Raw genomic sequence first — 25,553 nt, 5'->3', positions numbered from 1 at the left:
ATCCCAACTGGATAAAATTGTCTTTGCAATAACTGCTTAAGCGCTTATTATAAGCGCCAATGCGTACACTAATTAGCTATCTAATTTTAATTTGCTTAACACTATCCAGCTTTACCGGATCGGTGGCTTTAGCCCATGGTAAAACAGCACTAAGCTTAACCAACAGCAAACCAGCTAAAATTAAAGTAATTAACACTCACCTATCCCATAGCGAACTAGTTAGCACTGAACAAGCAAGTTCAGCAACACCTTGTCATAGCTTAGCAGCCTCAACCACAGCGCCCAATATCACTGACCAAAACCATGACTGCTGCATGCAAGATAAAATCTGTAATGATAGCGATTGTGATAAAGGCTGTTGTGCTCAGCACTGTGCAGTAAGTACAGCCTTACTTAATACCACTTTATTTAACTATATTGCTATATCTATGGCCAGCAATAACGCTATAGCAACTTTACCTACTTGGTTATTTTTTAACGATCCGCCACCGCCTATAAATGCCTGATTAACATTCTAATTTTACGCTAGATTTTCTAGCCATTTTAGTATTTATCAGGATCATACTTATGCGTTTCTTCAGCTTAATTTTTACTTTTTTGCTAATTTGCTCATTCTTTGTTTCGGCAAATCAAGCCAGTATCAGCTCTAATCTATTAAACCCTGTAACCTTACAACAAGCTGCGCCAATATTTGCTTGCCCTATGCACCCGCATATTCAGCAAGACCATGCTGGTACCTGCCCAATTTGTGGTATGGCCTTAGTGGAAAAAAAACCTAACTCTGCAGCCAATAGCGCCAGCGTAACTGTCTCAGGTGACATGCAGCAAGCCCTAGGTATTCGTACTGCCACTGCGACTAAACGTAAATTATGGCGCTTTATTGAAACCTTTGGCCAAGTGCAATACGCAGAAGATGCCATCCACCATAGCCATATCCGCGCTGAAGGCTGGATTGAACATTTATATGTGCGCAGCTTAGGCCAAAAAGTACAAGCTGGCGATAAGCTGTTTAGCTATTATGCACCAGACTTATTAGTCGCCCAAGATGACTACTTGCAAGCCTTATCTGTTATAGAGCGCGACAGCAATACCGGTAGCAGCTTATTACAACGAGCCGAAACCCGTTTACGCCTATTAGGCTTAACCGATCAACAAATAGCCAGCTTAAAACAAAGCAAAAAAAGTTTATATCTTATAACGGTTTATGCACAGCAAGATGGTGTAGTCACCCAACTTAATATCCGTGATGGTATGTTTATCAAACCTAGCGACACTTTAATAGAGATCACTAACGGCCAACACCTCTGGGTCATTGCCGACGTACCTGAAAGTCAGCAGACTTGGTTACGCTTAGGTATGGCTGCTGAAGTTGATGTGCCTGCTTTGCAACGTAAAGGCATTGAAACCTCTGTTGCTTTTATTTACCCCGCCGTAGATGGCATTAGCCGTACTAGCCAAGCTAGGCTGCCCATAGAAAATAAACAGCTGCAATTACAACCCAATATGGTGTTACCCGTAAGGTTATATGGCGGTGCTTTGCCTAATGTATTAACTGTACCCCAACAAGCGGTTATGCTTTCACCAACAGCTAGCCGAGTTATTGTTCAATCTGGCCAAGAGTTTAGTGTCCGTGAAGTAGAAACTGGCCATACCGCGCAGCAATTTGTAGAAATACGCAGTGGCTTGCATGAGGGCGAAACTGTAGTCATTTCTGGCCAATTTTTACTAGATGCTGAAGCAAGTTTAAGCCAATTGCCTAGCTCTACTGCCACTGATGCGCATCAGCATGGAGCAAGTGGCCATGATTAACTTTATTATTCGCTGGTCACTTAAAAACCCAGTATTAATTTTACTTTGTAGCTTAGCCTTAGTGTTATTTGGCTGGCAAGCAAGCCAACAAATTAAGTTAGATGCCTTACCCGATTTATCTGATGTCCAAGTTATTATTAAAACCAGCTACCCAGGACAAACTCCAGAGTTAATTGAGCAACAAGTTAGTTATCCTCTGGCCACAGCTTTATTAGCTGTGCCTAAAGCCAAAGCCGTACGTAGCTACTCTATGGCAGGCGACAGTTACTTATATGTAATTTTTGCTGATGGCACCGACCCCTACTGGGCGCGCTCTAGGGTATTAGAATATTTACAAACCGTCACCCTACCACAAGGTGCTACTGCTACCTTAGGCCCAGATGCCAGTGGTGTCGGCTGGGTGTTTCAGTATGCCTTAGTTGACCGTACGGGGCAGCATTCCTTAGAGCAGCTCACTAGCTTGCAAAAATTTTACTTAGGCCCTGAACTGCAAAGTGTCAATGGTGTTTCAGAAGTGGCCAGTATTGGCGGTATGGCTAAAACCTACCAATTAGAAATACAACCTCGCTTAATGCGCGCTTACAACTTAACCCTAGCCGATGTGATAGCCGCGGTTAAAAGCCATAACCAACAAGTTGGTGGTGGCATTATAGAAGTAGCCGAAACCGAGTTGTTAATTCAAAGCAGCGGCTATATCCAGTCAAGCCAAGACTTAGCTAAAGTCCCGCTAGGTATACGCAATAAGGCCGATTTAGCCTTAACTCTGGCCGATATTGGTACAGTACAAGTTGTGCCAGCGGCACGGCGGGGAATTGCCGAGTTAAATGGCGAGGGTGAAGTTGTCGCAGGCATTATTGTTATGCGCCATGGTGAAAACGCGCTAAATACAATAGACGCAGTAAAACAGAAGCTACAACAATTAAGCACTGGCCTACCTAAAGGCGTTGAAATTATTACCGTCTACGATCGCTCTGAGTTAATTGAAGCTACCGTAAGTAATCTTAGCGAAAAACTGCTAGAAGAAATGGTCGTAGTAGCAATTATTTGTGTGCTGTTTTTATTGCATTTTCGCTCAGCGCTAGTTGCTGTTATTAGTTTACCCTTGGCCTTATTAAGCAGTATTTTGTTAATGAACATGCTTAATATTAATGCCAACGTAATGAGTTTAGGCGGTATAGCTATTGCCATAGGGGCGCTAGTTGATGCCGCTATTGTTATGGTAGAGCATGCTCACAAACAACTCGAGCAAGCCAAAAAGCATCAACCGTCACTCAGCCCTAGTGTTTATCGTCAAGTTATTAGCTCTGCCTGTACTGATGTTGGCCCTGCGCTGTTTTTCTCCCTTTTAGTTATTACCGTCAGCTTTATGCCAGTGTTTTTTTTAGAAGCTCAAGAAGGGCGCCTATTTACACCTTTAGCTTTTACTAAAACCTTCGCTATGGCCGCGGCAGCTATCTTAGCAATCACCTTAGTGCCAGTATTAATGCTGTATTTATTGCGCGGCAACATACCTAGCGAGCAGAAAAACCCACTTAATCGCTGGCTTATCGCCTTATATCAGCCCGTATTAAAACTGTGTCTACGCTTTCCTAAAACCCTAGTGCTGTTGTCTATTATTGCCTTTGCTAGTAGCTTAATGCCTTGGCAAAACTTATCTAGCGAGTTTATGCCAGACTTCGCCGAAGGTGATTTGTTGTATATGCCCACAACCTTACCAGGTATTAGCCCAGCTACAGCAGCTAAGTTATTGCAGCAAACTGACCGCTTAATAAAAACCGTACCAGAGGTAGCTGTCGTCTTGGGTAAAAGTGGCCGCGCAAATACCGCAACCGATCCCGCACCTTTGACTATGTTTGAAACCAGCATTCGACTAAAACCGCAAACAGAGTGGCGACCTGGCATAACTTTAGACGATATTATTGCTGAACTTGATGCTAAGGTGCAGGTGCCTGGTTTAACTAACGCTTGGTTACCGCCCATCAAAACCCGCATAGATATGTTATCAACTGGGGTTCGCACGCCTATAGGCGTAAAGGTAACAGGACCAGATTTAACTAGTATTCAACAAGTTGCTACAGAATTAGAGCAAAAAATAAAAACTTTAGACGGCAGCCGCTCTGTTTATGCCGAACGTGCCCAGCGCGGTTTGTATTTACAGATAGAGCCTAATATTAGTCAGTTAGGTCGTTATGGCATTACCTTAGCCGAGCTACACGACTATGTACGTTTTGCTATAGGCGGCGCACCTATAGCTACCAGTATCCAAGGCCGCGAAAGCTACGATATTAGTTTGCGCTTTGCCCGCGATCAACGCAGTGATCCCAAGCAAATTCGTAAGCTGCCCTTGCAAAGTCGTGATGGCGCTTATGTCTTATTGGAGCAAGTCGCAAAGGTAGAGTTAATTAATGGCCCTGTTATGATTAGCTCAGAAAACGCAAGGCTAACTAACTGGATTTATGTCGATTTAACTAGCGATACCCATTTAGGCGACTATTTAAACCAACTAGAGCAACTGATTGCCAATAATACTTATCCGGCACAAATCAGCGTAACTATCGGTGGTCAATACGAATATATGCAACGCGCCCAACAACGTTTGCAACAGCTGGTTCCGGTCACTTTGCTTATTATTATGATGTTGCTATACCTCACCTTTAAAAACTTAACCGATGTGATCTTAGTCCTTATAACCTTACCTTTAGCTTTAAGCGGTAGCTTATGGCTATTGTATTTACTGGATTATCAATTATCGGTAGCCGTTGCTGTGGGTTTAATAGCCTTAAGTGGCGTCGCTGCTGAGTTTGCTGTTGTTATGCTGTTGTATTTAAAACGCGCCATCGCTGAGTTAAAACCGAGTAATGAACAACAATTATGGCAAGCTATTATGCAAGGAGCCGTGCAAAGAGTGCGACCCAAAGCCATGACAGTACTAACTATTATAGTAAGTTTATTGCCTATAATGCTCGGTTCAGGTGCAGGTAATGAAGTGATGCAACGCATAGCCGCACCTATGTTAGGCGGCATGATAGCAGCGCCGTTAATTTCGATGTTATTACTGCCTGTGTTGTACTTTTTATTACAGCGCAAACAATATAAAAGTTGCTAACAGTTAATAAAGTAACTTTTATAATCAGGAAGTGAATTTCAGTTGCTCGATAAGCTTAAACAGCTTAATCGAGCAATTGCACTTGGGCACCAGGCTTAATCTGTTTTGCCGCAAACCAACCTTGCGGCATTTCTAACGCAGCAATAACCGCAGTTTTTGCCGCTACTGGGGTTTCATCTAAAGGCACTAGCTGTTCAATATGTAAAATAGTCCAATCTGGGCCAATAAAAGCCACATCTAATGGCATAGTTGTATTGCGCATCCATAAACTAATAGCCGCAGGCTGCTGATAAAGTAATAACATGCCTGGTTTAGCCGTTTGCTGAAACATTAAGCCTTGCGCTCGTTTCTTAGCTGTATCAGCCACTTGCACTACAATATTAATATCGCCAATATTAAGGGTTTGTAATGAAAACAGTCGCCTAGCCTCTTGTTCTGTCGGTTTTGACGCACAAGCAGCAGAGCTTATTAACAACAGCCATGCCAACAGTAATCTTTTATTCATACCTTACCCTTGCAGCAAATAACTTAGGGCTATACCAATAAAAACTAGCATACCCACATAGTGATTATGTAAAAAAGCGCTAAAACAGCCGGCTAAGCTTTTTTTGGCAATAACATGCTGATAGCCAAAACAGACAGCCACCGCTATTAAGCTAATATAAAAAATCCCATGCAATTGCGCTAAATAGCCTACCAACAACAATAAAACTAAGGTAGCTAATTGCAGCAAGCCTATAATTAAAAATACCTGTTTGCCAAATAAAATAGCTGTAGATTTAATACCGGTTTTTAAATCATCCGGTTTATCTACCAGCGCATAATAAGTGTCATAAGCCACAGTCCAAAACAAATTGGCAGCGTATAACAGCCACACTATTAACGGCAATTGTAATTGTAAGGCCATAAACGCCATAGGCATGCCCCAACTAAAAGCAGCCCCTAATACTAGTTGCGGCAAATGGGTATAACGCTTCATAAACGGATAAGCCACCGCCAAGCCTAAAGCCACCACCGACAATAAAACCGTTTGCCAATTTAAAAAAATAAGTAAGCTTGCTGCTGCTAGCACTAACACAACAAACAATTGAATAGCTTCAACACTACTAACCCGCTTGGCAGCTAAGGGGCGATGTTTTGTTCTAGCTACAGCGCCATCTACTTTACGATCAGCAAAATCATTAATCACGCAACCTGCGGCACGCATTAATATTACGCCTAAGGTAAAAACAATTAAAAGACCTAACGGCGGCACGCCTTCAGCCGCTATCCATAAAGCCCACCAAGTCGGCCATAGCAGTAAATAAGTACCTATTGGCTTGTCTAAGCGCATTAACTGTAAGTAATCTGACCAATGCTGTTTGGTTAATTGCCACTGCATTATTGCGCTCTCGTTAAATTATGTTCAGCAAGTTTCAACTGCAAAATGGCGGGTAAAAACACCTCAGCAACCAAAAAAGGCTGCTGTTGCAATTCAAATACCGACCGCCTAGCCCAGCAGTATTGACTGCTACCATTAGCAACTTGCTCTAAGCTAATATCTAGCTGGCAAGCTTCAATCTCACCACGATATAAATTATCCTGCCTAAAAATATAGTCACCTAAAGGTCTCTGCCCCATACTAGCTAAGGGCTGCAAAGTATCTAGGGTTGTTTTAGGTAACCAGCTTTGGGCATAAACACAAGGTAAATCGTCACAGTATAAAATTACTTCTCGCAATAATGCTGAGCAACTAGTTGCTAATAATGGCTGTAAAAAAGATGGCAAAGGTTGCAAGCTTTCATGCAACACCTGAAGTTTAAAGTGCTGACAATGCCGCTTTAAACGTGCGGTTAGTGAAGCCACTTCCAATAGCCAAGGCGCTATTGCTGCGGGTAATTCAAGACTGTTTGCAACTGACCAGTCAGCTTGCAAAGAAATAACAGGCGTAGGCACAAATAATTATCATCTAAAAATATATACTGGCAATATAATAACAAGTTACAGTGAGCTTTTCAGCTATCATAACGGCTTAGTATTTTATCTAACTTGGGATTAGGCCAATACATTATGCTAATAGCAATTCCTCTTTAAACTGTTAAAATACATCTAAATCGTTATGGTAACAGCCAATATTGCTGAACTTAAACCCTTAAAAGTGAACCTTATGCCTAAACATTTTCTAGCTTATCTATTATTTGCGCTAAGTTTTTCAATACCTGCAGTGGCTGCAAATGAAACAAAACCAGAAATTATCTATTACGGTTTTGACAGCGATATTGTCACTAACTATATCTCTACCAATCGGCGCTCTGTCGGCTTTATTCGTGTTGTAGTAGAACTAATGTTAGATAATAAAAGCTATTTACCTCTAGCTGAGCATCATGAACCTTTAATTTTAGATACGATTATTGACACCTTTAGCCAACAGCCAGAAACGACCATAAAATCATTACTTGGCCGCGAAGAAATCCGCAAAGAAGTTTTATATAAAATACAAAAAAGAATGCAAGACGAAACCGGTAAAGACGTAGTGCGCGATGTATTGTTTACTAAATATCTTTACCAGTAATAATGGCAAATTATTAACTTAATGGCGGCCACTTTGCTTACGTAATATTAGTGCCCAAGCCATACCGGTAACTAAACCAGCTAAGTGCGCCCAATTGGCCATGCTAACCCATAGCAAGTCAAAAAAGCCTAACACTAGCCATAACACTAAAAAGCCCGCTAAACCCGAGCTAATAGACAAACCTTGCTTAGGGTTAATAATACCCGCCAACCAAAAGTAGCCAAATAAGCCATAAACTACGCCAGATAAGCCACCAAAGTTAGGGCCAACCAAAAAGTATTGTGCGGCATTAGAGATTAAGGCTACCGACAAAGTAAAATTAACCAGCAAGCCAATACCTAGCACCCGCTCAAACTGACGACCTAATAACCACCACCAAGCTAAATTAAATACTAAATGGGTGAGTGAAAAATGCAGCAGCATAGGCGTAAACCAGCGCCATAACTGGCTTGGCTGGTTTAACTGCAACCATTTAGCCGCACTGGGCCAATCTAGCTGCATCCAGCCATAAACCAATAAACATAATACTAATACTGCTGAGGTTAATGGCGCTACTAATAAAGCTTGTTGCCAATTAATGCTTGGTAAAATAGCGGCGTTTTCTGCGCTAGGCTTACTTAATTGCCAAGCAGCTTGTTGATAACGTTTATGCTTTGGTTGTTGCATAAAACGCGCTAACTCTCGCTCTGCCGCTGCTAAATCTGTCTCTGTACAATATAACTCGGCTAAGTCGGCGGCTTTAACCTCAACATGCACCCCTATATTTTGGGCTTGGCAATAATCAGCAAACAATTGAGCAGCTTTAGCTGAATTTAATACTGAAAATACGGTTAACTGCAAATTAGTCATCTTTATCCGAAACGTTAGCTGTAGTAAAAGGTTGCTGCTGACGCCAGCTTTCAAAGCCGCCATCTAAACTATAAACTTGCTCAAAGCCCTGATTAACTAAATATTGCGCTGCACCTTGGCTAGAGTTGCCATGATAGCAAACCACAATAACCGGCTGTTCAAACTCAACCTGTTGCATAAAACGATGCAAGCTACCGTCGGTTAAATGATGTGAATTAGCTATATGGCCGGCAGCAAAACTCTGTTCATCGCGGATATCAGCAATAATCACGTTTTGTTGTAGCATTAAATCAGCAGTTTGTTGCACACTAATATGCTTAAAGTTACTCATGCTGTCTCCTTTATTTTTGCTGACCATAATAACCTAAAGCCTGCTATATTAACCAAGTAATATTTTTAATTACCTAAACCAGGTAAGGTTAAAAGCTAAATTAGTCAAATTTATGGCAACTTTAAGCAAGAATCACTAGACATAAGTTTAAACTTTCGTTAACAATGTACTAATTAAAATTAAATAACAGAGGTAACTATGACAAGCTTAATTATTCTAGGTCTACTGCTAGCAATAATATTCTGGGTTATTAGTATTTTTAATAACTTAGTTAAATTAAAAAATCGCTTTCAAAATGCCTTTGCTCAAATAGAAGTACAACTTAAACGCCGTTATGACTTAATCCCAAATTTAGTTGAAACCGCTAAATCTTATATGTCACACGAGCGCGATACGTTAGAAGCTGTAATTCAGGCGCGTAATGCGGCTATGGCTGGCCTTAAAGTAGCCTCTAATAATCCAGGTGATGCCAATGCCATGACCGAGCTAGCTGGAGCTGAAGGTGCCTTACAACAAGCTATGGGTCGTTTAAATGTAGTCATGGAAGCTTACCCTGACTTAAAAGCTAACCAAAACATGATGCAGCTTTCAGAAGAACTAACCAGTACTGAAAACAGAGTGGCTTTTGCTCGCCAAGCCTTTAATGATGGCGTAACAGAATACAATAGTTACAAACAAAGCTTTCCAGCCGTAATATTAGCAGCCAGCTTTGGTCACGCTAACGATGCTAAACTACTTGAATTTGCCGATAGCGCAGAAATTCAAGCTGCACCTAAAGTTAGCTTTAATTAACAATAAACCAATATCATGAGCAGTAATTTTTTTGCCCAACAAGATTTAGCTAGGCGCAACACTCGTTTGTTAATAGTGTTATTTGCCTTAGCTGTGCTGTTACTTGTCACCTTAACTAATGCCGTAGTGCTGTTTAGTTTAGGCTTTATTGACACCAGCACCTTGGATGACCAATACGGTTCAGATCCTTTGCCTTGGTCAATTATTGCTTGGATAAGTTTTTTTGTGATAGGGGCTGTATCTATTGCCATTTTATTAAAGTGGCATAAATTACGCCATGGTGGCAAAGCCGTGGCTGAATCTTTAGGTGGCGTACGGCTAACACCAGATAGCACAGAGCCATTACAGCGCCGCTTATTAAATGTAGTAGAAGAAATGGCGCTGGCGGCTAACTTACCCGTACCGCCGGTTTACTTATTGCCAGAATCAGGTATTAATGCCTTTGCTGCAGGTTATAGCCCTGCTGATGCTGTTATTGGTATTACTCAAGGCGCGTTAGAGCAATTAAATCGTGATGAACTGCAAGGCGTTATCGGTCACGAGTTTAGCCATGTTTTAAACGGCGATATGCGGATGAACATTCGGCTTATTGCCATTTTAAACGGCATCTTATTTATTGGCCATGTTGGCTATTTTTTAATGCGCAGCGGCAGTGCTAGCTCAATTAATCGTTCCCGTAGCAGCAATAATAAAAACAATGGCGGCGGCATATTAGCTTTAGCTTTAGGTTTTATTGTAATTGGCTATCTTGGCTCTTTTATTGGCAACCTTATTAAAGCTGCGGTAAGTCGCCAACGGGAATATTTAGCCGATGCTTCAGCCGTACAATTTAGTCGTAATCCAAGAGGCATAGCTGGGGCGTTAAAAGTAATAGGTAGCCACAGTAGTAAAAGCATTATCCGCAGTGAAAATGCCAGTGAAAATAGCCATCTATTCTTTGGCGAAGCTATCAGTAGTTGGCTGAGCATTTTTGCCACTCACCCACCTTTAGCAAAACGCATTCAACGTCTAGATCCACACTGGAATGGCAAATACCCCACGCCCCGCAATAAAGAGCAGCAAATAGCTGAGGCTAACGCTCAATTAGCAGGTGACAATTCATCTGCAACCCCGCAAAGCGTGCAAGAAAAGCTAATGGCCGCTCTACCCTTATTGCTACTACACAGTACCAGACAAAGCCAACCTGCTAGCGCTTTGGTCTGTTGTTTATTGTTACAATCTGACCCTGAAATTCGTCAAGCCCAGCTTAGCTTAATTAAGCAAATAGGCTCAAACGAATTATTACAACAGGTTGATCAGCTTTGCGATCAAGTTGAAAAGTTAGATTTACTGCAACAAGTTCAGCTATTACAGCGGGTTATTCCAGCCTTAAAAACCTTAAGCCTAAATGAGTTCACTGAGCTAAATCAGTTACTTAAATCATTACAACAACAGCTACCGCAGCAAAATCTTAGTAGCTGGTTAACCTATCAGTTTATTCAACATACTGTAGCGGTAGAATTTGATAAAAAACAAATTGTCCGTAAATTCACCCGCCAAAATATAACTGAATTAGAACCGTCAATACTTATGCTACTGGCGCTAATTAGCCAAGCAGCTGGCGATAACGACGCTGAGCAAGCAACAGCTTGGCAGCATGCGCTACTAAGTTTAGAGTTAGCTGATACTAAGGCTAGACCTAATATTGACTGGTCGCAGCTCAGTGCTGCCTTACCGCAGTTTTTAGCCTTAGCCCCTAATGATAAGCAACGCTTATGGCAGGCAATACAGGCGGCTGTTAATGCCGATAATCAACTTACCACTCAAGAGCAAGCCTTACTGCATGCCTTAGCATTATTATTAGAAATGCCCTACAACAGCAACGAAATCTAAGCCAAATTAGATTTAGTTCGCACTAAGCTTTAGCCTTGTTGAATAATCAGGTAGAATTGGCCACCGTTTTTTCAGCAGGAGCTGCGTGATGACAGATAATGAATTATTTCTGATGTATGATGCGTCATTTGATGAAATGGACGTAGAAGGCTGCCCTAGCTTTGGTTATGTGCTGGTCTTTAGTCGTGACGATGCCGAAAAGTTTGTAGCCGGCGAAAACCCTGAAAATGCGGCTGTTTCTATGTTGTTTACTGATCATGCCGATGGCAGCATCAGTGGTGACTTATTGGGCTGGGCCCATTTAGATCAAGAAATCTTCCAGCGTTTTCCATTAGGCCAATTTTTATTGTTAATGGAACAAGCAGCACAAGTGGCGATTAATGCTTATCGCCAGGTAAACCAAGTGCCCGATAAACTGTTAGTGCAAAATTTAGATGATCCAGACTTATTGCAGTTTGACGTTCAATTTAATGACTTACAATTAAATGAAGCTCAATCTGAACAAAAATTAGCCCAACAGATGATGCTAGGCCGTCCTTACTTAGACTCCTAACAGCAGACATGAAAATCACCTTAGCCCCTATGGAGGGTGTAGTAGATCACCTAATGCGTGACATGCTCACCCGCATAGGGGGTTTTGATTTATGTGTCACCGAATTTATTCGCATTGTTGATCAGTTACTGCCACCGCGGGTATTTCAGCGCATTTGCCCAGAGCTAGCCCAGCAAGGAAAAACCCCTGCCGGCACACCAGTGCGTATTCAACTGTTAGGCCAAGAGCCAAACTGGCTAGCAGAGAATGCTTATCGCGCCGTTAGTTTAGGCTCTCACGGCGTTGACTTAAACTTTGGCTGCCCCGCCAAGGCCGTTAATAAAAGTCGTGGCGGTGCTGTATTATTAAAGCAACCCGAACAGCTATATCAAATTGTTAAAGCGGTTCGCTTAGCAGTACCAAGCCAGCATAGTGTTAGTGCCAAAGTCCGCTTAGGCTATGATGATACCAGCCTGGCCTTAGAAAATGCTCAAGCTATTGCTGAAGCTGGTGCCACAGTTTTAGCTATCCATGCTAGAACCAAAGCCGACGGCTATCGACCACCTGCTTATTGGCCTTGGATAGCTAAAATTAAACAGCATCTAACTATACCTATTATTGCTAATGGCGAAATTTGGGATCGACACTCTGCCCTTTTGTGTCAGCAACAAGCCAACTGCCAAGATATTATGCTAGGCCGTGGCGTCTTAGCCATGCCTAATTTAGCCCAAAGCATTAAACACAATATCCCTGCTATGCCTTGGTCAGAAGTGCTCACCCTACTGATGCAATATTCAGAATATGAGATTTGTGGTGATAAAGGGAAATACTATGCCAATAGAATTAAGCAATGGTTTAGTTACCTAAAACTCCAATATCCAGAAGCAGCCACATTATTTATCCAGCTAAGGCTACAGCGTAAAAGCAGTGACATTCTTACTACCCTGCAACAGGCTCTTAGTCAGCTTAAATCAAACACATCTTTTTAACTATTTACATACAATGTTTGACAATATCCCGCCTAATTGTAAAATGCTCGTCATGTAAATTTACTGTTTATACAAGTAAGTTTTTTATATAAGGCGGCAGGATGCTAGACAGTCAGTACGATGGTGTAATACTCGAAGACAAATGGGGAAGAACCTACCTGTGCAGTAATTGCCTTTTCGCTTATGCAGACTTAGGCCCCAGCATAGTTAGCGACGTTAAAGATAAAATTTACGGCCGTGCTTTTTTACATGATTTAGAGCCAGCTAGTGAGCAGCGGAAAATTTGGGCTAACATGTACCAACAGGCCCGTCCTGGGCAATTAAATTTGTCTCATCTATCTAACCTGCAACTGCGTGACAACTTAGTAGATATTTTTAACAATGATGAAATGTGGATTTGGCCACTTAGCGACGGCTGGGGCCAAGAGCCAGATAACAACGGCTTAGGCGACGGCGGCCTAGCCCCAGACGCAGGCAGTGCAAGCAGCAAGCCCCCTACTACTACAGCTAAAAAAGTTAAAACTAGCGGTGGTGCTGCAAGCGATGATAACACCCCAACGAAAGCAGCTTCGCATGAGGCAAAGCCTACAACTACGGTGCAAACTCAGCCTAAAACGAATAATATTAAAAAAGTTGAGCCAGCAAGTTTAGAACATGCTCAGCAAATTTTAGCCGAGCGTCGTAAACAAATTGAAAAAAATGGTTATCAGCCAAAATATTCAGATTCAGAATTGTTAGAGATGGCTGATGCTGGCGATGTTGCTAACGAACGTTTTCATGTTAGGTTTATGGCTGCAAGTAATTTAAAGTACAACTCATTAGGTGCTGTACTAGAAGGCAATACCGGGAAAGGTGCAAAATATTGGTCAACAACCTTTGATCAAATGGAAGCTGCTGATTCTGATCCTGAGATTATTTGTAAAGCAATTGGTATTGATTACGATCCCGCTACTGAGTGGGCATTAGTCATTATTGATACTGAACAAGCTCATCAGATTGCTGATACTAAGTGTGTGGTTGCGTCATTTTCAGAGTTAAATACGTTTTGCAAAGAAGAGCTAAGCGATAACTTTACTGACAGCGAAATTGATTTATTTTTAACTGCTGAATATCAAGAGTATTATGCAGAAAAATATGCAGAAGCACTAAGTTCGCCTTATATGGAATGGAGTAATGATACTGATGGTGCTTTTGATTATTTTACTGAACAAAATCTTCCAATTACCGAGCTCGATTTACTTAGAAAAAGACTTGATATGCATAAAACGCTCGGCAATAACCAACATTATCTAGGAAACGGGCTTACTAAAAACCTATTAGATTGCGAACAACAATACGGCGTTGTAGAAACGGTTAATTTTGAACGAAAAGTCATTAGCTTTGATGATTACGGCAATGCCATAAGCATAAATAACAAACTTAAGCCTATTAACGGATAAACCATGAATAAAGTATTTCAACCTAATATAACCACTATACAAGATCCCACTAGTTTACCGTCAGATATTAGGGCTTTAGCTACAATAGAAGATACCCTTAATTACCCAGGCCGCTATTATTCATTTTTTATGCAAGGTGCCTATTTGTCAATTTGCCGCCACCGTTTTGTCGAGTTGGAAGATGGTACGAAAAAATTAATAATATCTCAATTTGATGCTCCGTTAGCTGTATTGCCGTGGTTTGTCGATAAGTTTGATTTTTTCCTTAAAATGCCCCATGAAGGTGGCTTACCCCATGGCAAAATTATGACAGATAAAGAGCAAGTCGCTACAGAGAGTCTGGCAATTTGTCGACTGATGAATGCAGGTAATCGCCGAGGTGATGGTGGTTATCAAATTAATAACTTCTCAAGAGAAGATCGCAAAGTTCCAGGGACTTTTCAGCAAATATCTTTTTCCGATAGTTTACTGTTTGAAGGCGGGTTATTAGCACTATGGAAATCGCTATCTGATAAATATCTCCAAAATGCGTTATAAATATATGGGTGTGTGGCATTAATTAAACAAATTAGTTATTAATGTTGAAAATCAACTAAAGTTTAAATTAATCAATAGTTTAGACTGATATGTAGCTATGAATCCAGCATTGAAAGAGCAGTTATTACCGCGTTTATTTTTATCAATTAAATACTCTGAACAGTTATGATTAAAGTGTTTAAAGCCTAATGAGCTTGGTTCTTGTGTTGCAGTTATTCCTGCAAGACCATTAAAGGATGGATAAATGCTACTTCATACCGACAACCTTCCGGCTGGCTACAAACTTATATCAGAAATGAATTATTTATTATTTCCCAATCAAAAGTTATTTATTATTAGCTCCGTACAGGAATTAATATTTATTAAAAAAAAGCCATCTCCTTATAAACACAAGGAGAATGAGCCTGGGCTTCGTATTTATCAAACTGAATTTCCAAGAGCTGCAGCAGCTTGGATAGTTGATACCATAGAAAACCGCCTTTGGCGCTCTGCAGCAGAAGGTGGTGAACCGTCAGGAAAGAACTCAGTTAGAGAACAAGTAGCTGGTGAAACACTGACTTTACGTCGTGTAATGGCCGTCGGTAACGACAGAGATAAAGGCTTTATTTTAATGAACTCTAGTCGACCTAGCGTAAGTTTTGATGAAGACTATCAAGATATTCAATTTTCAGATCGCTTACTTACAGAAGGTGGTTTGCTTAATGTATTACGCAAGCTGTAATTAGACGGGTTTAAAAACAAATATTGTCAGCACTAGCCCTGCCATGCATACTCAAAGCAGCTAATCTGTTTAACTGCCCTGGAGTTCTGTATGAAATTATCGTCAATTAGCCTTGCTGTTGTTGCCGCCGCTGGCTTATTTACTAGCGTTCAAGCCCAGCCTAGTGTTGCCATCTCTCCTACCCTAGAACAAAAGGTAATTGAATGGCGCCGCGACTTGCACCAACACCCAGAATTAAGTAACCGCGAATTTCGCACTGCTAAAGTTATTGCAAACCATCTCACTGCTTTAGGTTTAGAAGTGCAAACAGGCATAGCTCATACCGGCGTAGTGGCTGTGTTAACCGGTAGCAAACCCGGCCCTACTATTGCCTTACGCGCCGATATGGATGCGCTACCTGTTATCGAACAAACCGATGTGCCTTTTAAATCTACGGTTACTGCCGAATATCGCGGTAACGAAGTCGGCGTTATGCATGCTTGTGGCCATGATATGCACGTTGCTATGTTAATGGGAGCGGCAGAGCAACTTAGCGCCATGAAAAGTGAACTAGCCGGTAAAATTGTCTTTATCTTTCAGCCTGCCGAAGAAGGTGCCCCTGCTGGCGAAGAAGGCGGCGCAGAGCTAATGCTCAAACAAGGCCTGTTTAAGCAGCATCAACCTGAAGCTGTATTTGGCATCCATGTTTGGTCGGCCGGTACTGTTGGCCATATTGGTTACCGTGAAGGGCCACTTATGGCCTCAGCCGATCGGTTTGAAATTACCGTTAAAGGCCAGCAAACTCATGGCTCGCGGCCTTGGGGTGGTGTTGATCCTATAATCGCTGCTGGCCAAATTATTAGTAATAGCCAAGCTATCGTCAGCCGCCAAGTAGACATCACTAAAGGGCCTGCTGTTGTCAGTTTTGGTATTGTCGAAGGCGGTGTGCGCAATAATATTATTCCCGATCAAGTTTACCTAGAAGGCACTATTCGTAACTTTGATATGGATAATAGAGCGCAAATATTTAAAAACCTAAAAACTAGCGCCGAAATGACAGCAAAAGCTACAGGTGCTGAAGCCCATGTCCATATAGCTGAAGGCTACCCTGTTACCGTAAACGATATAAAACTAACTCAAAAAATGCTGCCTACTATAAAGCGTGTAGCCGGTGCAGATAAAGTTCATATTAGTGAGCTAGTAACAGGCGCTGAAGACTTTTCATTCTTCGCACTAGAAGTACCCGGCTTATTTGTCTTTTTAGGTGTCACACCAGAAGGCCAAGATGCAGCAACAGCACCGAGTAATCACTCGCCGTTTTTCTATGCCGATGAAAAAGCACTAAAAACCGGCACTGAGCTTTATATCAATTGGGTGCTAGATTACGCCAAGCTATAATTTAAAGGGTCAGAGTCGTTGCAACGCTTTGCTATCAACAACTCTGACCCCTTGCCAGTTAAGCTAACCAACCGGCTAAGGTTAAAACAGCCGTTAAAGCCAATAAAAACAACATATTACGCTTAGCTAGCTGCAACAAATGACTGCTTTCATCTAACGTATTTACTACTAACTCAGGAATAGGCTCGGCAGCAGCAGCGACTTCTGTTATTACCAACTCGTTGTCGGCCGTAAAGTCTAAAAAGTAGCTAAGTAAAGTTGAAGAGGCATGAGAAAAGTGGCCAACTAAAGCAAAACCTAAACCAAATAACCGGGCTGGAAACCAATTTAACCAATGGCCTAATCTTGCTACCGCCTTACTGTTAACTGGTACACAACTGGCATGGGCTGCGGCTTGCTCTGTATCATCTTCTGCTATAGGTTGCTGTAAGTGGCGTACTAAGGCGTAAGTAATAACCCCAAAGACACCAGCAACTAAAAACCAAAAGACGACAGCGGCATAATATTGAAAGTTTAACCAAACTAACACTTGGCCATAACTACTTTGCTCACGACTGCCACTGTCATGCCGAATTTGCTGCATAGCCAAAAAGCCCGCCTCTTCATCGCCGCGTTCCATTGCATTTAAATACTGCTTATACAGTTGTCTAAAATGCCAACACCCTATTGAAACTAATAACACTAAGGTATTAACAACAAAACTAATTAAATGGCTATCTAGTAAACACAATACTAAGCCAACCACAGCGCCGGGTAAGGCTAACCAAAGATACTGGCCAAAACGATGTGACGCTAATTTGCTTAAGCCAGAGCTGGCACTTAAGCGAACATAGCTTTTTAAGTAACCATGTGCCTGCCAAGCATCGCTGCGTACGGCTAAACGCTCAATAATTAGCGCTAACAGCATACTGATTAACGTCATAGGGTAAACTCCTTAATAGCGGTTTGAAATCGAGCCCAGTCAAATGCTGGCCCCGGATCGGTTTTTCGTCCTGGCGCAATATCGCTATGGCCGACAATACGCTCTAGCGTAATTGCTGGATAAAATTGCATAATTTGTTGTGTTAGCATAATTAAACTTTGATATTGGCTGTCAGTATAAGGCAAATTGTCTGTGCCTTCTAACTCTATCCCGATAGAAAAATCATTACAGCGCTCACGCCCCGCAAACTGGCTAATGCCGGCATGCCAAGCCCGCTTAGCAAAAGGCACATATTGAAATACCCTGCCATCGCGCCATATTACACAGTGTGCCGACACTTTAACGCCTGCTAAATCGACAAAACTAGCATCAGCTTTAGGATCTAACACCCCCATAAATAAATCATCAACATAAGCATGTTGTTCAGGGTTAGCTGCAAATTGGCCAGCGGGTAAGCTAATATTATGAATTACCAACAGGCTTATTTCTGTATTGGCGGGCCTAGCATCAAAATGCGGGCTTTGCCGAAAAACAGGCCTAGTTGTGTTAGTATCTGTAAATGAGTTCATTAGCGCTTTACCTTAAAGCTTTTGCCTTACTAGTTAGCCATTATTAAGCTAAAGCACATTGTCAATGCTGGAGGATCTGAATGCAAGAGCCAACACCCCAAACAGCTAACCAAGCTAATAATAAAACGTCTAGCCACAGCTTTGGCAAAACTTTCTCTATAGTGGCTTGGCTGATTTTAATGGCAATGCTATATTTATTTTTTCAAGACGCTATTAATGCCCAGCTTAACCCCAACCAGCAATTAAACAGCAGCATTGGCAGTAAAGGCGAAGTACGTACTGTGCTTATTCGCAATAAAGCAGGTCACTATGTTGGCACTGCCCTAGTTAACCAACAACCTATCAACTTTATGCTCGACACCGGCGCTACTACAGTTGCTATTACTGCCGATGCTGCAAAGCAATTAGGTATGCCACTTGGCCAAGCTATGCAAGTAAGCACGGCTAATGGTTTGACTACTGCTTATCGCAGCCAAATTAGGCAACTACAATTAGGCGATATAGTGTTATATAATATTCCCGCTAGTATAGTCCCTAATTTAGCAGGAACCGAGATATTGCTAGGCATGAGCGCGTTAAAACAGTTAGAATTCCACCAACAAGGCAATCAACTTACGCTTATTCAGCACAACTGATATATGCCAACAACCTAACCCATTAAACAGCAAAGACTAAGCCAACTACTATGCAAACCATCACTAAGCAAACCATTACTAAACAATCAGAGTACACAGATTTATTACAAGCCGAAATAGAACGTAACGTCAGCGCTGCGCTGGCCGAAGATTTAGGTTTTTTAACCATGCAACAAGGCGATATTACCGCCTCGCTTATCCCGCCTACGCAACAAGCAAAGGCCACTATTATTACTCGCGAAGACTGCGTTATTTGCGGCACTGCCTTTGTTAATGAAGTTTTTAAACAATTAAGCCAAGACATCAATATTAGCTGGCAAGTAAAAGATGGCGATAAAGTTAGCGCCAATAGCCTGCTATGTACGCTAACAGGCCCGGCCAGAATTTTATTAACCGGTGAGCGCAGTGCACTTAACTTTTTACAATTGTTAAGCGGCACAGCCACGCAAACAGCCCGTTATGTTGCGTTTCTAGAAGGCTTTCACACTCAACTGCTAGACACCCGCAAAACCATACCCGGCCTGCGTTTTAGCCAAAAATATGCGGTAAACTGTGGCGGTGGCACTAACCACCGTTTAGGTTTATTTGATGCTTTTTTAATTAAAGAAAACCATATCGCCGCAGCAGGCTCTATTGCTAATGCCGTGACTACCGCTAAACAAAATTTCCCAGGTAAGCCGGTTGAAGTTGAAACAGAAAACCTAGCTGAATTTAACCAAGCACTCACAGCAGGCGCCGATATTATTATGCTAGATAATTTTAGCTTAGCGGATATCGAACAAGCCGTAGCGCAAAACAAGCAAACTAATAACGGCCAAGCAAAACTTGAAGTTTCAGGCAACATTACCAGCGAGCGCTTAACTGAACTCGCCCAAACCGGCGTAGACTATATTTCAAGCGGCGCGTTAACTAAGCATGTGCAAGCAGTCGATTTGTCGATGCGGCTGGAGATTCTTTAGTGGGGAGTTGTGAGTGATGAATTGTGAGTGACTAGCTTGCTTAGCAAGCAGTAACTAGCAGCGGCGCTGCGGTCACTAGTTCGCTTTGCGAACGGTTACGGGCTTAATGGTAAGTGGTGAGTAACTAGCTTGCTTAGCAAGCAGTAACTAGCAGCGGCGCTGCGGTCACTAGTTCGCTTTGCGAACGGTTACGGGCTTAATGGTAAGTGGTGAGTAACTAGCTTGCTTAGCAAGCAGTAACTAGCAGCTGCGCTGCGGTCACTAGTTCGCTTTGCGAACGGTTACGGGCTTACAGGTAAGCTATAAGTGAACTTTTTTGCAACTAAGCACTCAACACTCACAACTAAACACTCCGCATAGCGGATCAAGTGGTGAATATGCAGTTAACTGGTACAGTGGTATTTTGGCGTGATGATAAAGGTTTTTGTTTTATTGTGCCTAACGGCCACAATGCTAATAGCCAAGACAAGTTATTTTTTCATATCCGCGATTTGCACCTTAGCACTAGCGTAACCAAAAGCACAACTAAGCCCCAATTAACCAAAACAACCAAAATAACCAAAATAACCAGCAAAGACTATAGGCCACAAGTTGGTGACACTCTTAACTTTAGCTTAGGCAAAGACCATAAAGGCCGCACTATCGCCGCCCCTTGGCAACCTAACACTGCTACTTTAACCCAGGCATTAGCTCAACCTTTAGCTAAGCCCGCTGCTGCTAGCCAACCTAATAGCGGCAACACTAAGCCAGCGGCTAAAACTCAAGCCCAGCTTGAAAATATCGACATAGAATACACTAAAGACATAGCGCTGTTTTTTCGGCTAGGTTTTATGGTATTAATTATTATCGCCGTATTATTTGGCACCTTGCCTTATGTGTTGCCTATTTTGTATATAGAAGCCAGCTTATTTACTTTTTGGTTATACCGCGCCGATAAAAAGGCCGCTATGTTACGCCAGCGTGACCGGTTACCCGAGCAAAGCTTACAGCTTTTTAGTTTAATTGGCGGCTGGCCTGGTGCTTATATTGCCCAAAAAAAGTTAAAGCATAAAAGCAGCAAATGGTTATTTCAACGTGAATTTGCTTTAGTTATTTTAGCTAACACTTTGTTGGTTATCTGGTTAATCTCTAGCAATGGCATCGACTTTTTTAGCCAGTTTGCCTTTTTTGCAGGATAAAAGCCGTTGTACTTAGGTTTAAGCAGTCATTTTAGAGTATTGTAACTAGTACTTTACTACTAGCTGCTAGCTAGAATAAATTGTTAACAAAACAATAAAGTTTATTAATAACCAATAACTTAAATATATATTATTTATTTTTTAGTTTAACCCTTGCACCTAGGCTAAAAATACGCAAAATAGACACTAGCCTTATGGCTTTAAAAAACTCAGGAGATTTACCATGAAAAAAGTACAACAAGGTTTTACCTTAATTGAATTAATGATCGTAGTAGCGATTATTGGTATTTTAGCGGCGATTGCTTTACCAGCTTACAAAGACTACACCATTCGCTCAGCAAACACTGGCTGTTTAGGTGAAGCTCGTGCTTATATGGGTGCGGCAGTTGCTAGTTTAGCTAATGGCGAATCGGCTCCAACTTATACACCTCAAGCTTGCGATGGTATCTCTGCAGTACCAACAGTAGCTAACTATACTGGCGAGGATACTATAACATTTACAGTTACTAGTCGTGGCGATAAGGATACTACCTGTAACGCGGCAAGTGCATCTTGTGAATTAGTACCGTAAATATATAGTATTTCAAAAAAAGCCAGCAAAGCTGGCTTTTTTATTGAGTGCATATAAAAGTATATTTTCAGTAACAAATTAACTAAGCTCTAGTCTTAATATCAACCATTACTCTTGAAAGCCTTCATGGGCAGATCCTGAGGGATTCCCACAAACCTTCGGGGTCAGATCCAAGTGTTAATTATCTTGTTTCGGCGATTTGCGGCTTGGGCTAACTCGGCGGTTTAATTGCTGGGCTATTTGTTGTTTAAATCGTTCGCTACCAAGCACCCAACCTTTTTGACTAGCATAGCGAATTTCAGCCAAAACTTTGTCGGCAAAAGCGTGTTCGAATAATGCTCGATACGCTTGTTGCCGTTGCTCATCGGTATCACCTAAAGCAAGATAACATGGATGAGGCTGCCACAGCTGAATAGCTTTACCCAATGCATTGGCATGAAAACTCGACCACGGATAAGCAGCAGGGTGCGTTACCATAGCCGCTCGTACTGGGTTTAATTCTATGTAACGGCTAACAGCCAAAAAATAGTTATCACTTTCTATCAACGTTGCTTTATAGCGCCCTTCCCACAACGTTCCGGTACGGTTATAAGCTTTATTAACATATTGTACATAAAACCGACCTAAAGCCTGCATAAATAAACTAATACTAGTTTCCTGCTCTGGTGTTAGCTGCATATGCACATGGTTTGTCATCAACACAAACGCATGAATTGCAACACCATGTTGGGCTGCGTATAGTTTCACTTTGTCTAAATATACTCGGTAATCGTCAGGCTGAAAAAAGCACACCTGTTTGTTGTTACCACGTTGGATAACGTGTTGTGCCATACCTGAGATATGATAGCGCGGTTGCCTTGCCATTATCCTTCCGAATTTTTATCCTTTAATCAACAATAAATATACACCAAACAGCCTTCGGGGTCAGATCCTAACCTTCGAATGGGCTAATCAGAATCAAAAGTTTTTTTCGAATTGACGACGGTATTTCTTTACCGCATAATGACATCAAGTACGCCATTGGCGCAGCGTCTGGAAATATTTGTGATATTTGTTGAAACAACCATTTTCACCAAACACCTTAAAGCCTTGATACCTGACGATGAATATCGTAAATTTTAACAATTTTTGGTAAATCAGCTAGAAGCTGGAAAAGTAATAAAAGGCAGCGGAGGTTTACGTAAAGTACGCTGGGGTTCTGAAAGTCAGGGCAAAAGCGGTGGAGTCCGAGTAATTTACTATTACGTACAGCCCGACAGCCATATAAGACTTTTGTTAATATACCCAAAGAGCGAACAAACTACTTTAACCGATAAACAACTGAAAATATTAAAAGATATAATCGAGAGGTGGTAGCATGAACGACAACTTGTTTAATGAGCTTCTAGAAAGTGTGCAGCAAATGGATGAAATTGTTCGCGGTGAACGCCAGCCTTGTCGTGAAACCTTTATTGCCGCTATTAAAGTTAAAGAAATACGTCAGCGAACTAATCTAAGCCAAGCTGCTTTTGCTGACCTAATTGATGTTCAGTTGGGTACTTTACGTAATTGGGAACAAGGCCGCAGAGAACCAACCGGCCCAGCAAAAGCATTGTTGCGAGCTATTGAGCGTGACCCTAAACATGTACTTGCAGCACTCAATTAACCTTCGGGGGCAGATCCAAGAAACCTTCGGGGTCAGATCCAAGTGTTAATTATCTTGTTTCGGCGATTTGCGGCTTGGGCTAACCCGGCGGTTTAATTGCTGGGCTATTTGTTGTTTAAACCGTTCGCTACCAAGCACCCAACCTTTTTGGCTGGCATAACAAATTTCGGCTAAAGTCTTGTTAGCAAAACCATGCATAAATTTAAGCAGATGCAGTTTATTAACCAATCGTTAATTGAGTTTGACAACATCCTGCCAAATTGTAAAATGCCCGTCATGTAAATTTACTGTTTATACAGGTAAGTTTTTTATATAAGGCAGCAGGATGTTAAGCAGTCAGTACGATGGTGTAATACTCGAAGACAAATGGGGTAAAACCTACCTGTGCAGTAATTGCCTTTTCGCTTATGCAGACTTAGGCCCCAGCCTAATTAGCGACGTTAAAGATAAAATTTACGGCCGTGCTTTTTTACATGATTTAGAGCCAGCTATTGAGCAGCGGAAAATTTGGGCCAAAATGTACCAGCAAGCCCGCCCTTATCAGCTTAATTTATCTGGCTTAAGTGACTTTGAGTTACGCAACCGGTTAATTGATATTTTCAATAATAATGAAATGTGGATTTGGCAACTCAGCGACGGCTGGGGCCAAGAGCCAGATAACAACGGCATAGGCGACGGCGGCCTAGCCCCAGATGCAGGCAGTACAAGCAATAAAGCCCCAGTAAACAAACCAGCTGCTAAACCACAAGGCGGGGGGGCGAATAAAGATAATCCAACGTCTATTAATACTGCTAGCCATAATGCTAAAACAAACGATGTTAATAAAAGCACTAATAAGCTTGAAAATGCTGCCGCTATTAAACAAACACGCAATACTACACTTGATGCCCATTATGAAAAACTTGCAGAATATGAAGAGCACTACCAACAAAAACTGGATAATGCCATAAAAAATGGCGAGTCTACTCGCCGAATAGGTGCATTTAAAGCAAGGTTAACCGAAGCTAAAGGTGAACGAGCCGCTACTGCCTATATGGAAAAACACTTTAGTAAGCCACCACCTCCTGCACAAATGGAGCTTGGCTTTGGCCCAGGCCCTGGTGTTGACCAAATTTGGGCTAAACGTGATAAAAACGGCAATGTGCTTGAGTATTTTATTGTTGAAGCCAAGGGGCCAGGGGCTAAGTTGCAAAAAACAAGCACCAAAGGCGTGCAAATGTCTGACAGGTGGATTGAATCTAATATGAATTCAATGAAAAACTCAAAGAAGTATCCTGAAAGAAACCAACTCGGGCAAGATTTATTAGATGCTATTGAAGATCAAGAGCCTGTTATTAGAAAACTGGTAATCGAAGCTGTTGAACAAAATAGTAATATGATTGGTGCAAAATTGCAGCCTTTACCTTAGAGAAAAATAATGTTGAAGTTAAATAAATTTGAAGAAGATTATGAACGTGTTTTCAGGCGCGCTCCGAAGGTATTAGCAAAGCGTGAACCTCAGGTTCTCGACTCAACTTTAACACCTTATGACAGGCAACAAGCAACCTTTGTCGTTGCAAGTAAATATATACAATTGGCCTATCTAAATTATTGGCTCGAACACTTCGATGAAGTCAAACCTAACTTACAAAAAGCCGCTCCGTATGCTTTTTTGCGGGGGTTTGATCCTGAATTAAAAACCAGCAATGTTGATTGGACAATTCAACAAGAGCTTAATATTGTTATATTATTTGCTGAATCAGACATCATTAACAAATTAAGTACCACCAGTTGGTGCTTACCAGATGATAATATTATCAACCAAGCGTGTTATTTATACGACCATCTTCTATTAAAAATAGGCACAGGTCAAACACCACCCCTAACCGATATAAGCGATGCCATCACTGAAGCTAAAGCAACCAAAGACAAAGACGTACAGCAATATATTCTGCCATTAATTGAAGCCATAAGTGCGCTTGTTTCAGGTGATAAAGCCTTATGGCAGTCGTCCATAGATAAAGCGGTGGCTTGGCATGCTGATGAATGTAAATTTGGTGATTATAAAGACATGATTGATGGTTTTATTTGTTTAAATGCCCTCACTATGGCAAAGCTAGGCAAAGACCTACATGGCTGGCAATGTGACACTGACTCATTATATCTACCCCTTTTTTTAATTGACTAATT

27 protein-coding genes are annotated in these 25,553 nt (G+C 41.6%); 19 read left to right on the top strand and 8 right to left on the bottom strand.

Annotated features, from left to right (window positions below; translation table 11 throughout):
* The first annotated feature begins 59 nt into the window (after positions 1–59).
* The 3 genes from RDV63_RS05265 to RDV63_RS05255 all read left to right on the top strand — a co-directional run bounded on the left by RDV63_RS05265 (position 60) and on the right by RDV63_RS05255 (position 4,915).
* On the top strand, positions 60–506 hold the full coding sequence (locus RDV63_RS05265; RefSeq protein WP_313908459.1) for a hypothetical protein: 447 nt from the start codon (positions 60–62) through the stop codon (positions 504–506).
* A 61-nt stretch (positions 507–567) separates the two neighbouring features.
* Complete coding sequence (locus RDV63_RS05260) at positions 568–1,809, top strand: efflux RND transporter periplasmic adaptor subunit (protein WP_313908458.1); 1,242 nt, start codon at positions 568–570, stop codon at positions 1,807–1,809.
* Positions 1,802–4,915 carry a CusA/CzcA family heavy metal efflux RND transporter gene (locus RDV63_RS05255; protein WP_313908457.1) on the top strand — a complete coding sequence of 1,038 codons (3,114 nt, stop codon included), beginning with the start codon at positions 1,802–1,804 and terminating at the stop codon, positions 4,913–4,915. Before RDV63_RS05260 ends, RDV63_RS05255 begins: the two co-directional genes overlap by 8 nt.
* A gap of 64 nt (positions 4,916–4,979) precedes the next feature.
* Here RDV63_RS05255 and RDV63_RS05250 read toward each other — a convergent pair whose 3' ends face one another.
* From RDV63_RS05250 to RDV63_RS05240, 3 genes are read right to left on the bottom strand one after another with little or no spacing between them, the layout of a single operon-like run.
* A complete protein-coding gene (locus tag RDV63_RS05250) occupies positions 4,980–5,420 on the bottom strand; it encodes a DUF192 domain-containing protein (protein WP_313908456.1) in 441 nt (146 codons plus the stop codon).
* Between the two features lie 3 nt (positions 5,421–5,423).
* Complete coding sequence (gene ubiA / locus RDV63_RS05245) at positions 5,424–6,296, bottom strand: 4-hydroxybenzoate octaprenyltransferase (protein WP_313908455.1); 873 nt, start codon at positions 6,294–6,296, stop codon at positions 5,424–5,426.
* The gene (locus RDV63_RS05240) at positions 6,296–6,850 is read right to left on the bottom strand and encodes a chorismate--pyruvate lyase family protein (protein ID WP_313908454.1); all 555 of its coding nucleotides are present in this window, start codon (positions 6,848–6,850) and stop codon (positions 6,296–6,298) included. The genes ubiA and RDV63_RS05240 overlap by 1 nt, the downstream gene beginning before the upstream one ends.
* Positions 6,851–7,061: 211 nt before the next feature.
* Between RDV63_RS05240 and RDV63_RS05235 the strand changes: the two genes are divergently transcribed.
* Positions 7,062–7,466 (top strand): flagellar basal body-associated FliL family protein, encoded by a 405-nt coding sequence (locus tag RDV63_RS05235; RefSeq protein WP_313908453.1) that lies wholly within the window; start codon positions 7,062–7,064, stop codon positions 7,464–7,466.
* Between the two features lie 18 nt (positions 7,467–7,484).
* On the opposite strand, the gene glpG is transcribed toward RDV63_RS05235, so the two are convergent.
* Together glpG and glpE are read right to left on the bottom strand one after the other, a co-directional pair.
* Positions 7,485–8,315 (bottom strand): rhomboid family intramembrane serine protease GlpG, encoded by an 831-nt coding sequence (gene glpG / locus RDV63_RS05230; protein WP_313908452.1) that lies wholly within the window; start codon positions 8,313–8,315, stop codon positions 7,485–7,487.
* Positions 8,308–8,646, bottom strand: a complete 339-nt coding sequence (glpE, locus tag RDV63_RS05225) for a thiosulfate sulfurtransferase GlpE (RefSeq protein ID WP_313908451.1) — start codon at positions 8,644–8,646, stop codon at positions 8,308–8,310. The genes glpG and glpE overlap by 8 nt, the downstream gene beginning before the upstream one ends.
* A 198-nt stretch (positions 8,647–8,844) precedes the next feature.
* Here glpE and RDV63_RS05220 point away from each other — a divergent pair, with 198 nt between their 5' ends.
* From RDV63_RS05220 to RDV63_RS05185, 8 genes are all read left to right on the top strand, one after another.
* Positions 8,845–9,438 (top strand): LemA family protein, encoded by a 594-nt coding sequence (locus RDV63_RS05220; RefSeq protein WP_313908450.1) that lies wholly within the window; start codon positions 8,845–8,847, stop codon positions 9,436–9,438.
* A 15-nt stretch (positions 9,439–9,453) separates the two neighbouring features.
* Positions 9,454–11,310: a M48 family metallopeptidase gene (locus RDV63_RS05215; RefSeq protein ID WP_313908449.1), complete on the top strand. Its 1,857-nt coding sequence runs from the start codon at positions 9,454–9,456 to the stop codon at positions 11,308–11,310.
* A gap of 88 nt (positions 11,311–11,398) precedes the next feature.
* A complete protein-coding gene (locus RDV63_RS05210; RefSeq protein WP_313908448.1) occupies positions 11,399–11,863 on the top strand; it encodes a hypothetical protein in 465 nt (154 codons plus the stop codon).
* Between the two features lie 8 nt (positions 11,864–11,871).
* Positions 11,872–12,831 carry a tRNA dihydrouridine(16) synthase DusC gene (dusC, locus tag RDV63_RS05205; RefSeq protein ID WP_313908447.1) on the top strand — a complete coding sequence of 320 codons (960 nt, stop codon included), beginning with the start codon at positions 11,872–11,874 and terminating at the stop codon, positions 12,829–12,831.
* 101 nt (positions 12,832–12,932) lie between these two features.
* Positions 12,933–14,270, top strand: a complete 1,338-nt coding sequence (locus RDV63_RS05200) for a hypothetical protein (RefSeq protein WP_313908446.1) — start codon at positions 12,933–12,935, stop codon at positions 14,268–14,270.
* Between the two features lie 3 nt (positions 14,271–14,273).
* Positions 14,274–14,807: a hypothetical protein gene (locus RDV63_RS05195; protein ID WP_313908445.1), complete on the top strand. Its 534-nt coding sequence runs from the start codon at positions 14,274–14,276 to the stop codon at positions 14,805–14,807.
* Between the two features lie 244 nt (positions 14,808–15,051).
* Positions 15,052–15,528 carry a hypothetical protein gene (locus RDV63_RS05190; protein WP_313908444.1) on the top strand — a complete coding sequence of 159 codons (477 nt, stop codon included), beginning with the start codon at positions 15,052–15,054 and terminating at the stop codon, positions 15,526–15,528.
* Between the two features lie 90 nt (positions 15,529–15,618).
* Positions 15,619–16,905 carry an amidohydrolase gene (locus RDV63_RS05185; protein WP_313908443.1) on the top strand — a complete coding sequence of 429 codons (1,287 nt, stop codon included), beginning with the start codon at positions 15,619–15,621 and terminating at the stop codon, positions 16,903–16,905.
* Between the two features lie 58 nt (positions 16,906–16,963).
* On the opposite strand, the gene ampE is transcribed toward RDV63_RS05185, so the two are convergent.
* Both ampE and ampD read right to left on the bottom strand, forming a co-directional pair.
* Positions 16,964–17,827 (bottom strand): regulatory signaling modulator protein AmpE, encoded by an 864-nt coding sequence (gene ampE / locus RDV63_RS05180; protein ID WP_313908442.1) that lies wholly within the window; start codon positions 17,825–17,827, stop codon positions 16,964–16,966.
* Positions 17,824–18,396, bottom strand: coding sequence for a 1,6-anhydro-N-acetylmuramyl-L-alanine amidase AmpD (ampD, locus tag RDV63_RS05175; RefSeq protein ID WP_313908441.1), 573 nt, complete (start codon positions 18,394–18,396; stop codon positions 17,824–17,826). The genes ampE and ampD overlap by 4 nt, the downstream gene beginning before the upstream one ends.
* Before the next feature lie 80 nt (positions 18,397–18,476).
* On the opposite strand from ampD, the gene RDV63_RS05170 reads away from it, so the two are divergent.
* The 4 genes from RDV63_RS05170 (at position 18,477) to RDV63_RS05155 (ending at position 21,739) form a co-directional block, all read left to right on the top strand.
* Positions 18,477–19,031 carry a TIGR02281 family clan AA aspartic protease gene (locus tag RDV63_RS05170; protein ID WP_313908440.1) on the top strand — a complete coding sequence of 185 codons (555 nt, stop codon included), beginning with the start codon at positions 18,477–18,479 and terminating at the stop codon, positions 19,029–19,031.
* Between the two features lie 50 nt (positions 19,032–19,081).
* Positions 19,082–19,990, top strand: coding sequence for a carboxylating nicotinate-nucleotide diphosphorylase (gene nadC / locus RDV63_RS05165; protein ID WP_313908439.1), 909 nt, complete (start codon positions 19,082–19,084; stop codon positions 19,988–19,990).
* Positions 19,991–20,367: 377 nt separating this feature from the next.
* Positions 20,368–21,168, top strand: a complete 801-nt coding sequence (locus RDV63_RS05160; protein ID WP_313908438.1) for a DUF1294 domain-containing protein — start codon at positions 20,368–20,370, stop codon at positions 21,166–21,168.
* Positions 21,169–21,391: 223 nt separating this feature from the next.
* Entirely contained in the window at positions 21,392–21,739 is a 348-nt protein-coding gene (locus RDV63_RS05155; RefSeq protein WP_313908437.1) for a prepilin-type N-terminal cleavage/methylation domain-containing protein, read from the top strand.
* Between the two features lie 177 nt (positions 21,740–21,916).
* Here the strand turns inward: RDV63_RS05155 and RDV63_RS05150 are convergent, their stop codons facing one another.
* A complete protein-coding gene (locus RDV63_RS05150; protein WP_313908436.1) occupies positions 21,917–22,603 on the bottom strand; it encodes a transposase in 687 nt (228 codons plus the stop codon).
* Positions 22,604–23,096: 493 nt separating this feature from the next.
* Here RDV63_RS05150 and nadS point away from each other — a divergent pair, with 493 nt between their 5' ends.
* From nadS to RDV63_RS05130, 3 genes are all read left to right on the top strand, one after another.
* Positions 23,097–23,384, top strand: a complete 288-nt coding sequence (gene nadS, locus RDV63_RS05140; RefSeq protein ID WP_132581636.1) for a NadS family protein — start codon at positions 23,097–23,099, stop codon at positions 23,382–23,384.
* 325 nt (positions 23,385–23,709) lie between these two features.
* Positions 23,710–24,792, top strand: coding sequence for a hypothetical protein (locus tag RDV63_RS05135; RefSeq protein ID WP_313908434.1), 1,083 nt, complete (start codon positions 23,710–23,712; stop codon positions 24,790–24,792).
* Between the two features lie 9 nt (positions 24,793–24,801).
* Positions 24,802–25,551 (top strand): Imm49 family immunity protein, encoded by a 750-nt coding sequence (locus tag RDV63_RS05130; RefSeq protein WP_313908433.1) that lies wholly within the window; start codon positions 24,802–24,804, stop codon positions 25,549–25,551.
* The last annotated feature ends 2 nt before the right edge of the window (positions 25,552–25,553 follow it).

It is taken from the genome of Rheinheimera sp. MMS21-TC3, from assembly GCF_032229285.1.
In the GTDB taxonomy this organism is placed as follows: Bacteria; Pseudomonadota; Gammaproteobacteria; order Enterobacterales; family Alteromonadaceae; genus Alishewanella.
This window is presented reverse-complemented; position numbering and strand designations above follow the sequence as displayed.

Excerpts from the sequence above, each read along its gene's own strand:
- RDV63_RS05265 (WP_313908459.1), top strand. The coding sequence starts at position 60 with ATGCGTACACTAATTAGCTATCTAATTTTAATTTGCTTAACACTATCC.
- RDV63_RS05260 (WP_313908458.1), top strand. The coding sequence starts at position 568 with ATGCGTTTCTTCAGCTTAATTTTTACTTTTTTGCTAATTTGCTCATTC.
- RDV63_RS05255 (WP_313908457.1), top strand. The coding sequence starts at position 1,802 with ATGATTAACTTTATTATTCGCTGGTCACTTAAAAACCCAGTATTAATT.
- RDV63_RS05250 (WP_313908456.1), bottom strand. The coding sequence starts at position 5,420 with ATGAATAAAAGATTACTGTTGGCATGGCTGTTGTTAATAAGCTCTGCT.
- ubiA (WP_313908455.1), bottom strand. The coding sequence starts at position 6,296 with ATGCAGTGGCAATTAACCAAACAGCATTGGTCAGATTACTTACAGTTA.
- RDV63_RS05235 (WP_313908453.1), top strand. The coding sequence starts at position 7,062 with ATGCCTAAACATTTTCTAGCTTATCTATTATTTGCGCTAAGTTTTTCA.
- glpG (WP_313908452.1), bottom strand. The coding sequence starts at position 8,315 with ATGACTAATTTGCAGTTAACCGTATTTTCAGTATTAAATTCAGCTAAA.
- glpE (WP_313908451.1), bottom strand. The coding sequence starts at position 8,646 with ATGAGTAACTTTAAGCATATTAGTGTGCAACAAACTGCTGATTTAATG.
- RDV63_RS05220 (WP_313908450.1), top strand. The coding sequence starts at position 8,845 with ATGACAAGCTTAATTATTCTAGGTCTACTGCTAGCAATAATATTCTGG.
- RDV63_RS05215 (WP_313908449.1), top strand. The coding sequence starts at position 9,454 with ATGAGCAGTAATTTTTTTGCCCAACAAGATTTAGCTAGGCGCAACACT.
- RDV63_RS05210 (WP_313908448.1), top strand. The coding sequence starts at position 11,399 with ATGACAGATAATGAATTATTTCTGATGTATGATGCGTCATTTGATGAA.
- dusC (WP_313908447.1), top strand. The coding sequence starts at position 11,872 with ATGAAAATCACCTTAGCCCCTATGGAGGGTGTAGTAGATCACCTAATG.
- RDV63_RS05200 (WP_313908446.1), top strand. The coding sequence starts at position 12,933 with ATGCTAGACAGTCAGTACGATGGTGTAATACTCGAAGACAAATGGGGA.
- RDV63_RS05195 (WP_313908445.1), top strand. The coding sequence starts at position 14,274 with ATGAATAAAGTATTTCAACCTAATATAACCACTATACAAGATCCCACT.
- RDV63_RS05190 (WP_313908444.1), top strand. The coding sequence starts at position 15,052 with ATGCTACTTCATACCGACAACCTTCCGGCTGGCTACAAACTTATATCA.
- RDV63_RS05185 (WP_313908443.1), top strand. The coding sequence starts at position 15,619 with ATGAAATTATCGTCAATTAGCCTTGCTGTTGTTGCCGCCGCTGGCTTA.
- ampE (WP_313908442.1), bottom strand. The coding sequence starts at position 17,827 with ATGACGTTAATCAGTATGCTGTTAGCGCTAATTATTGAGCGTTTAGCC.
- ampD (WP_313908441.1), bottom strand. The coding sequence starts at position 18,396 with ATGAACTCATTTACAGATACTAACACAACTAGGCCTGTTTTTCGGCAA.
- RDV63_RS05170 (WP_313908440.1), top strand. The coding sequence starts at position 18,477 with ATGCAAGAGCCAACACCCCAAACAGCTAACCAAGCTAATAATAAAACG.
- nadC (WP_313908439.1), top strand. The coding sequence starts at position 19,082 with ATGCAAACCATCACTAAGCAAACCATTACTAAACAATCAGAGTACACA.
- RDV63_RS05160 (WP_313908438.1), top strand. The coding sequence starts at position 20,368 with ATGCAGTTAACTGGTACAGTGGTATTTTGGCGTGATGATAAAGGTTTT.
- RDV63_RS05155 (WP_313908437.1), top strand. The coding sequence starts at position 21,392 with ATGAAAAAAGTACAACAAGGTTTTACCTTAATTGAATTAATGATCGTA.
- RDV63_RS05150 (WP_313908436.1), bottom strand. The coding sequence starts at position 22,603 with ATGGCAAGGCAACCGCGCTATCATATCTCAGGTATGGCACAACACGTT.
- nadS (WP_132581636.1), top strand. The coding sequence starts at position 23,097 with ATGAACGACAACTTGTTTAATGAGCTTCTAGAAAGTGTGCAGCAAATG.
- RDV63_RS05135 (WP_313908434.1), top strand. The coding sequence starts at position 23,710 with ATGTTAAGCAGTCAGTACGATGGTGTAATACTCGAAGACAAATGGGGT.
- RDV63_RS05130 (WP_313908433.1), top strand. The coding sequence starts at position 24,802 with ATGTTGAAGTTAAATAAATTTGAAGAAGATTATGAACGTGTTTTCAGG.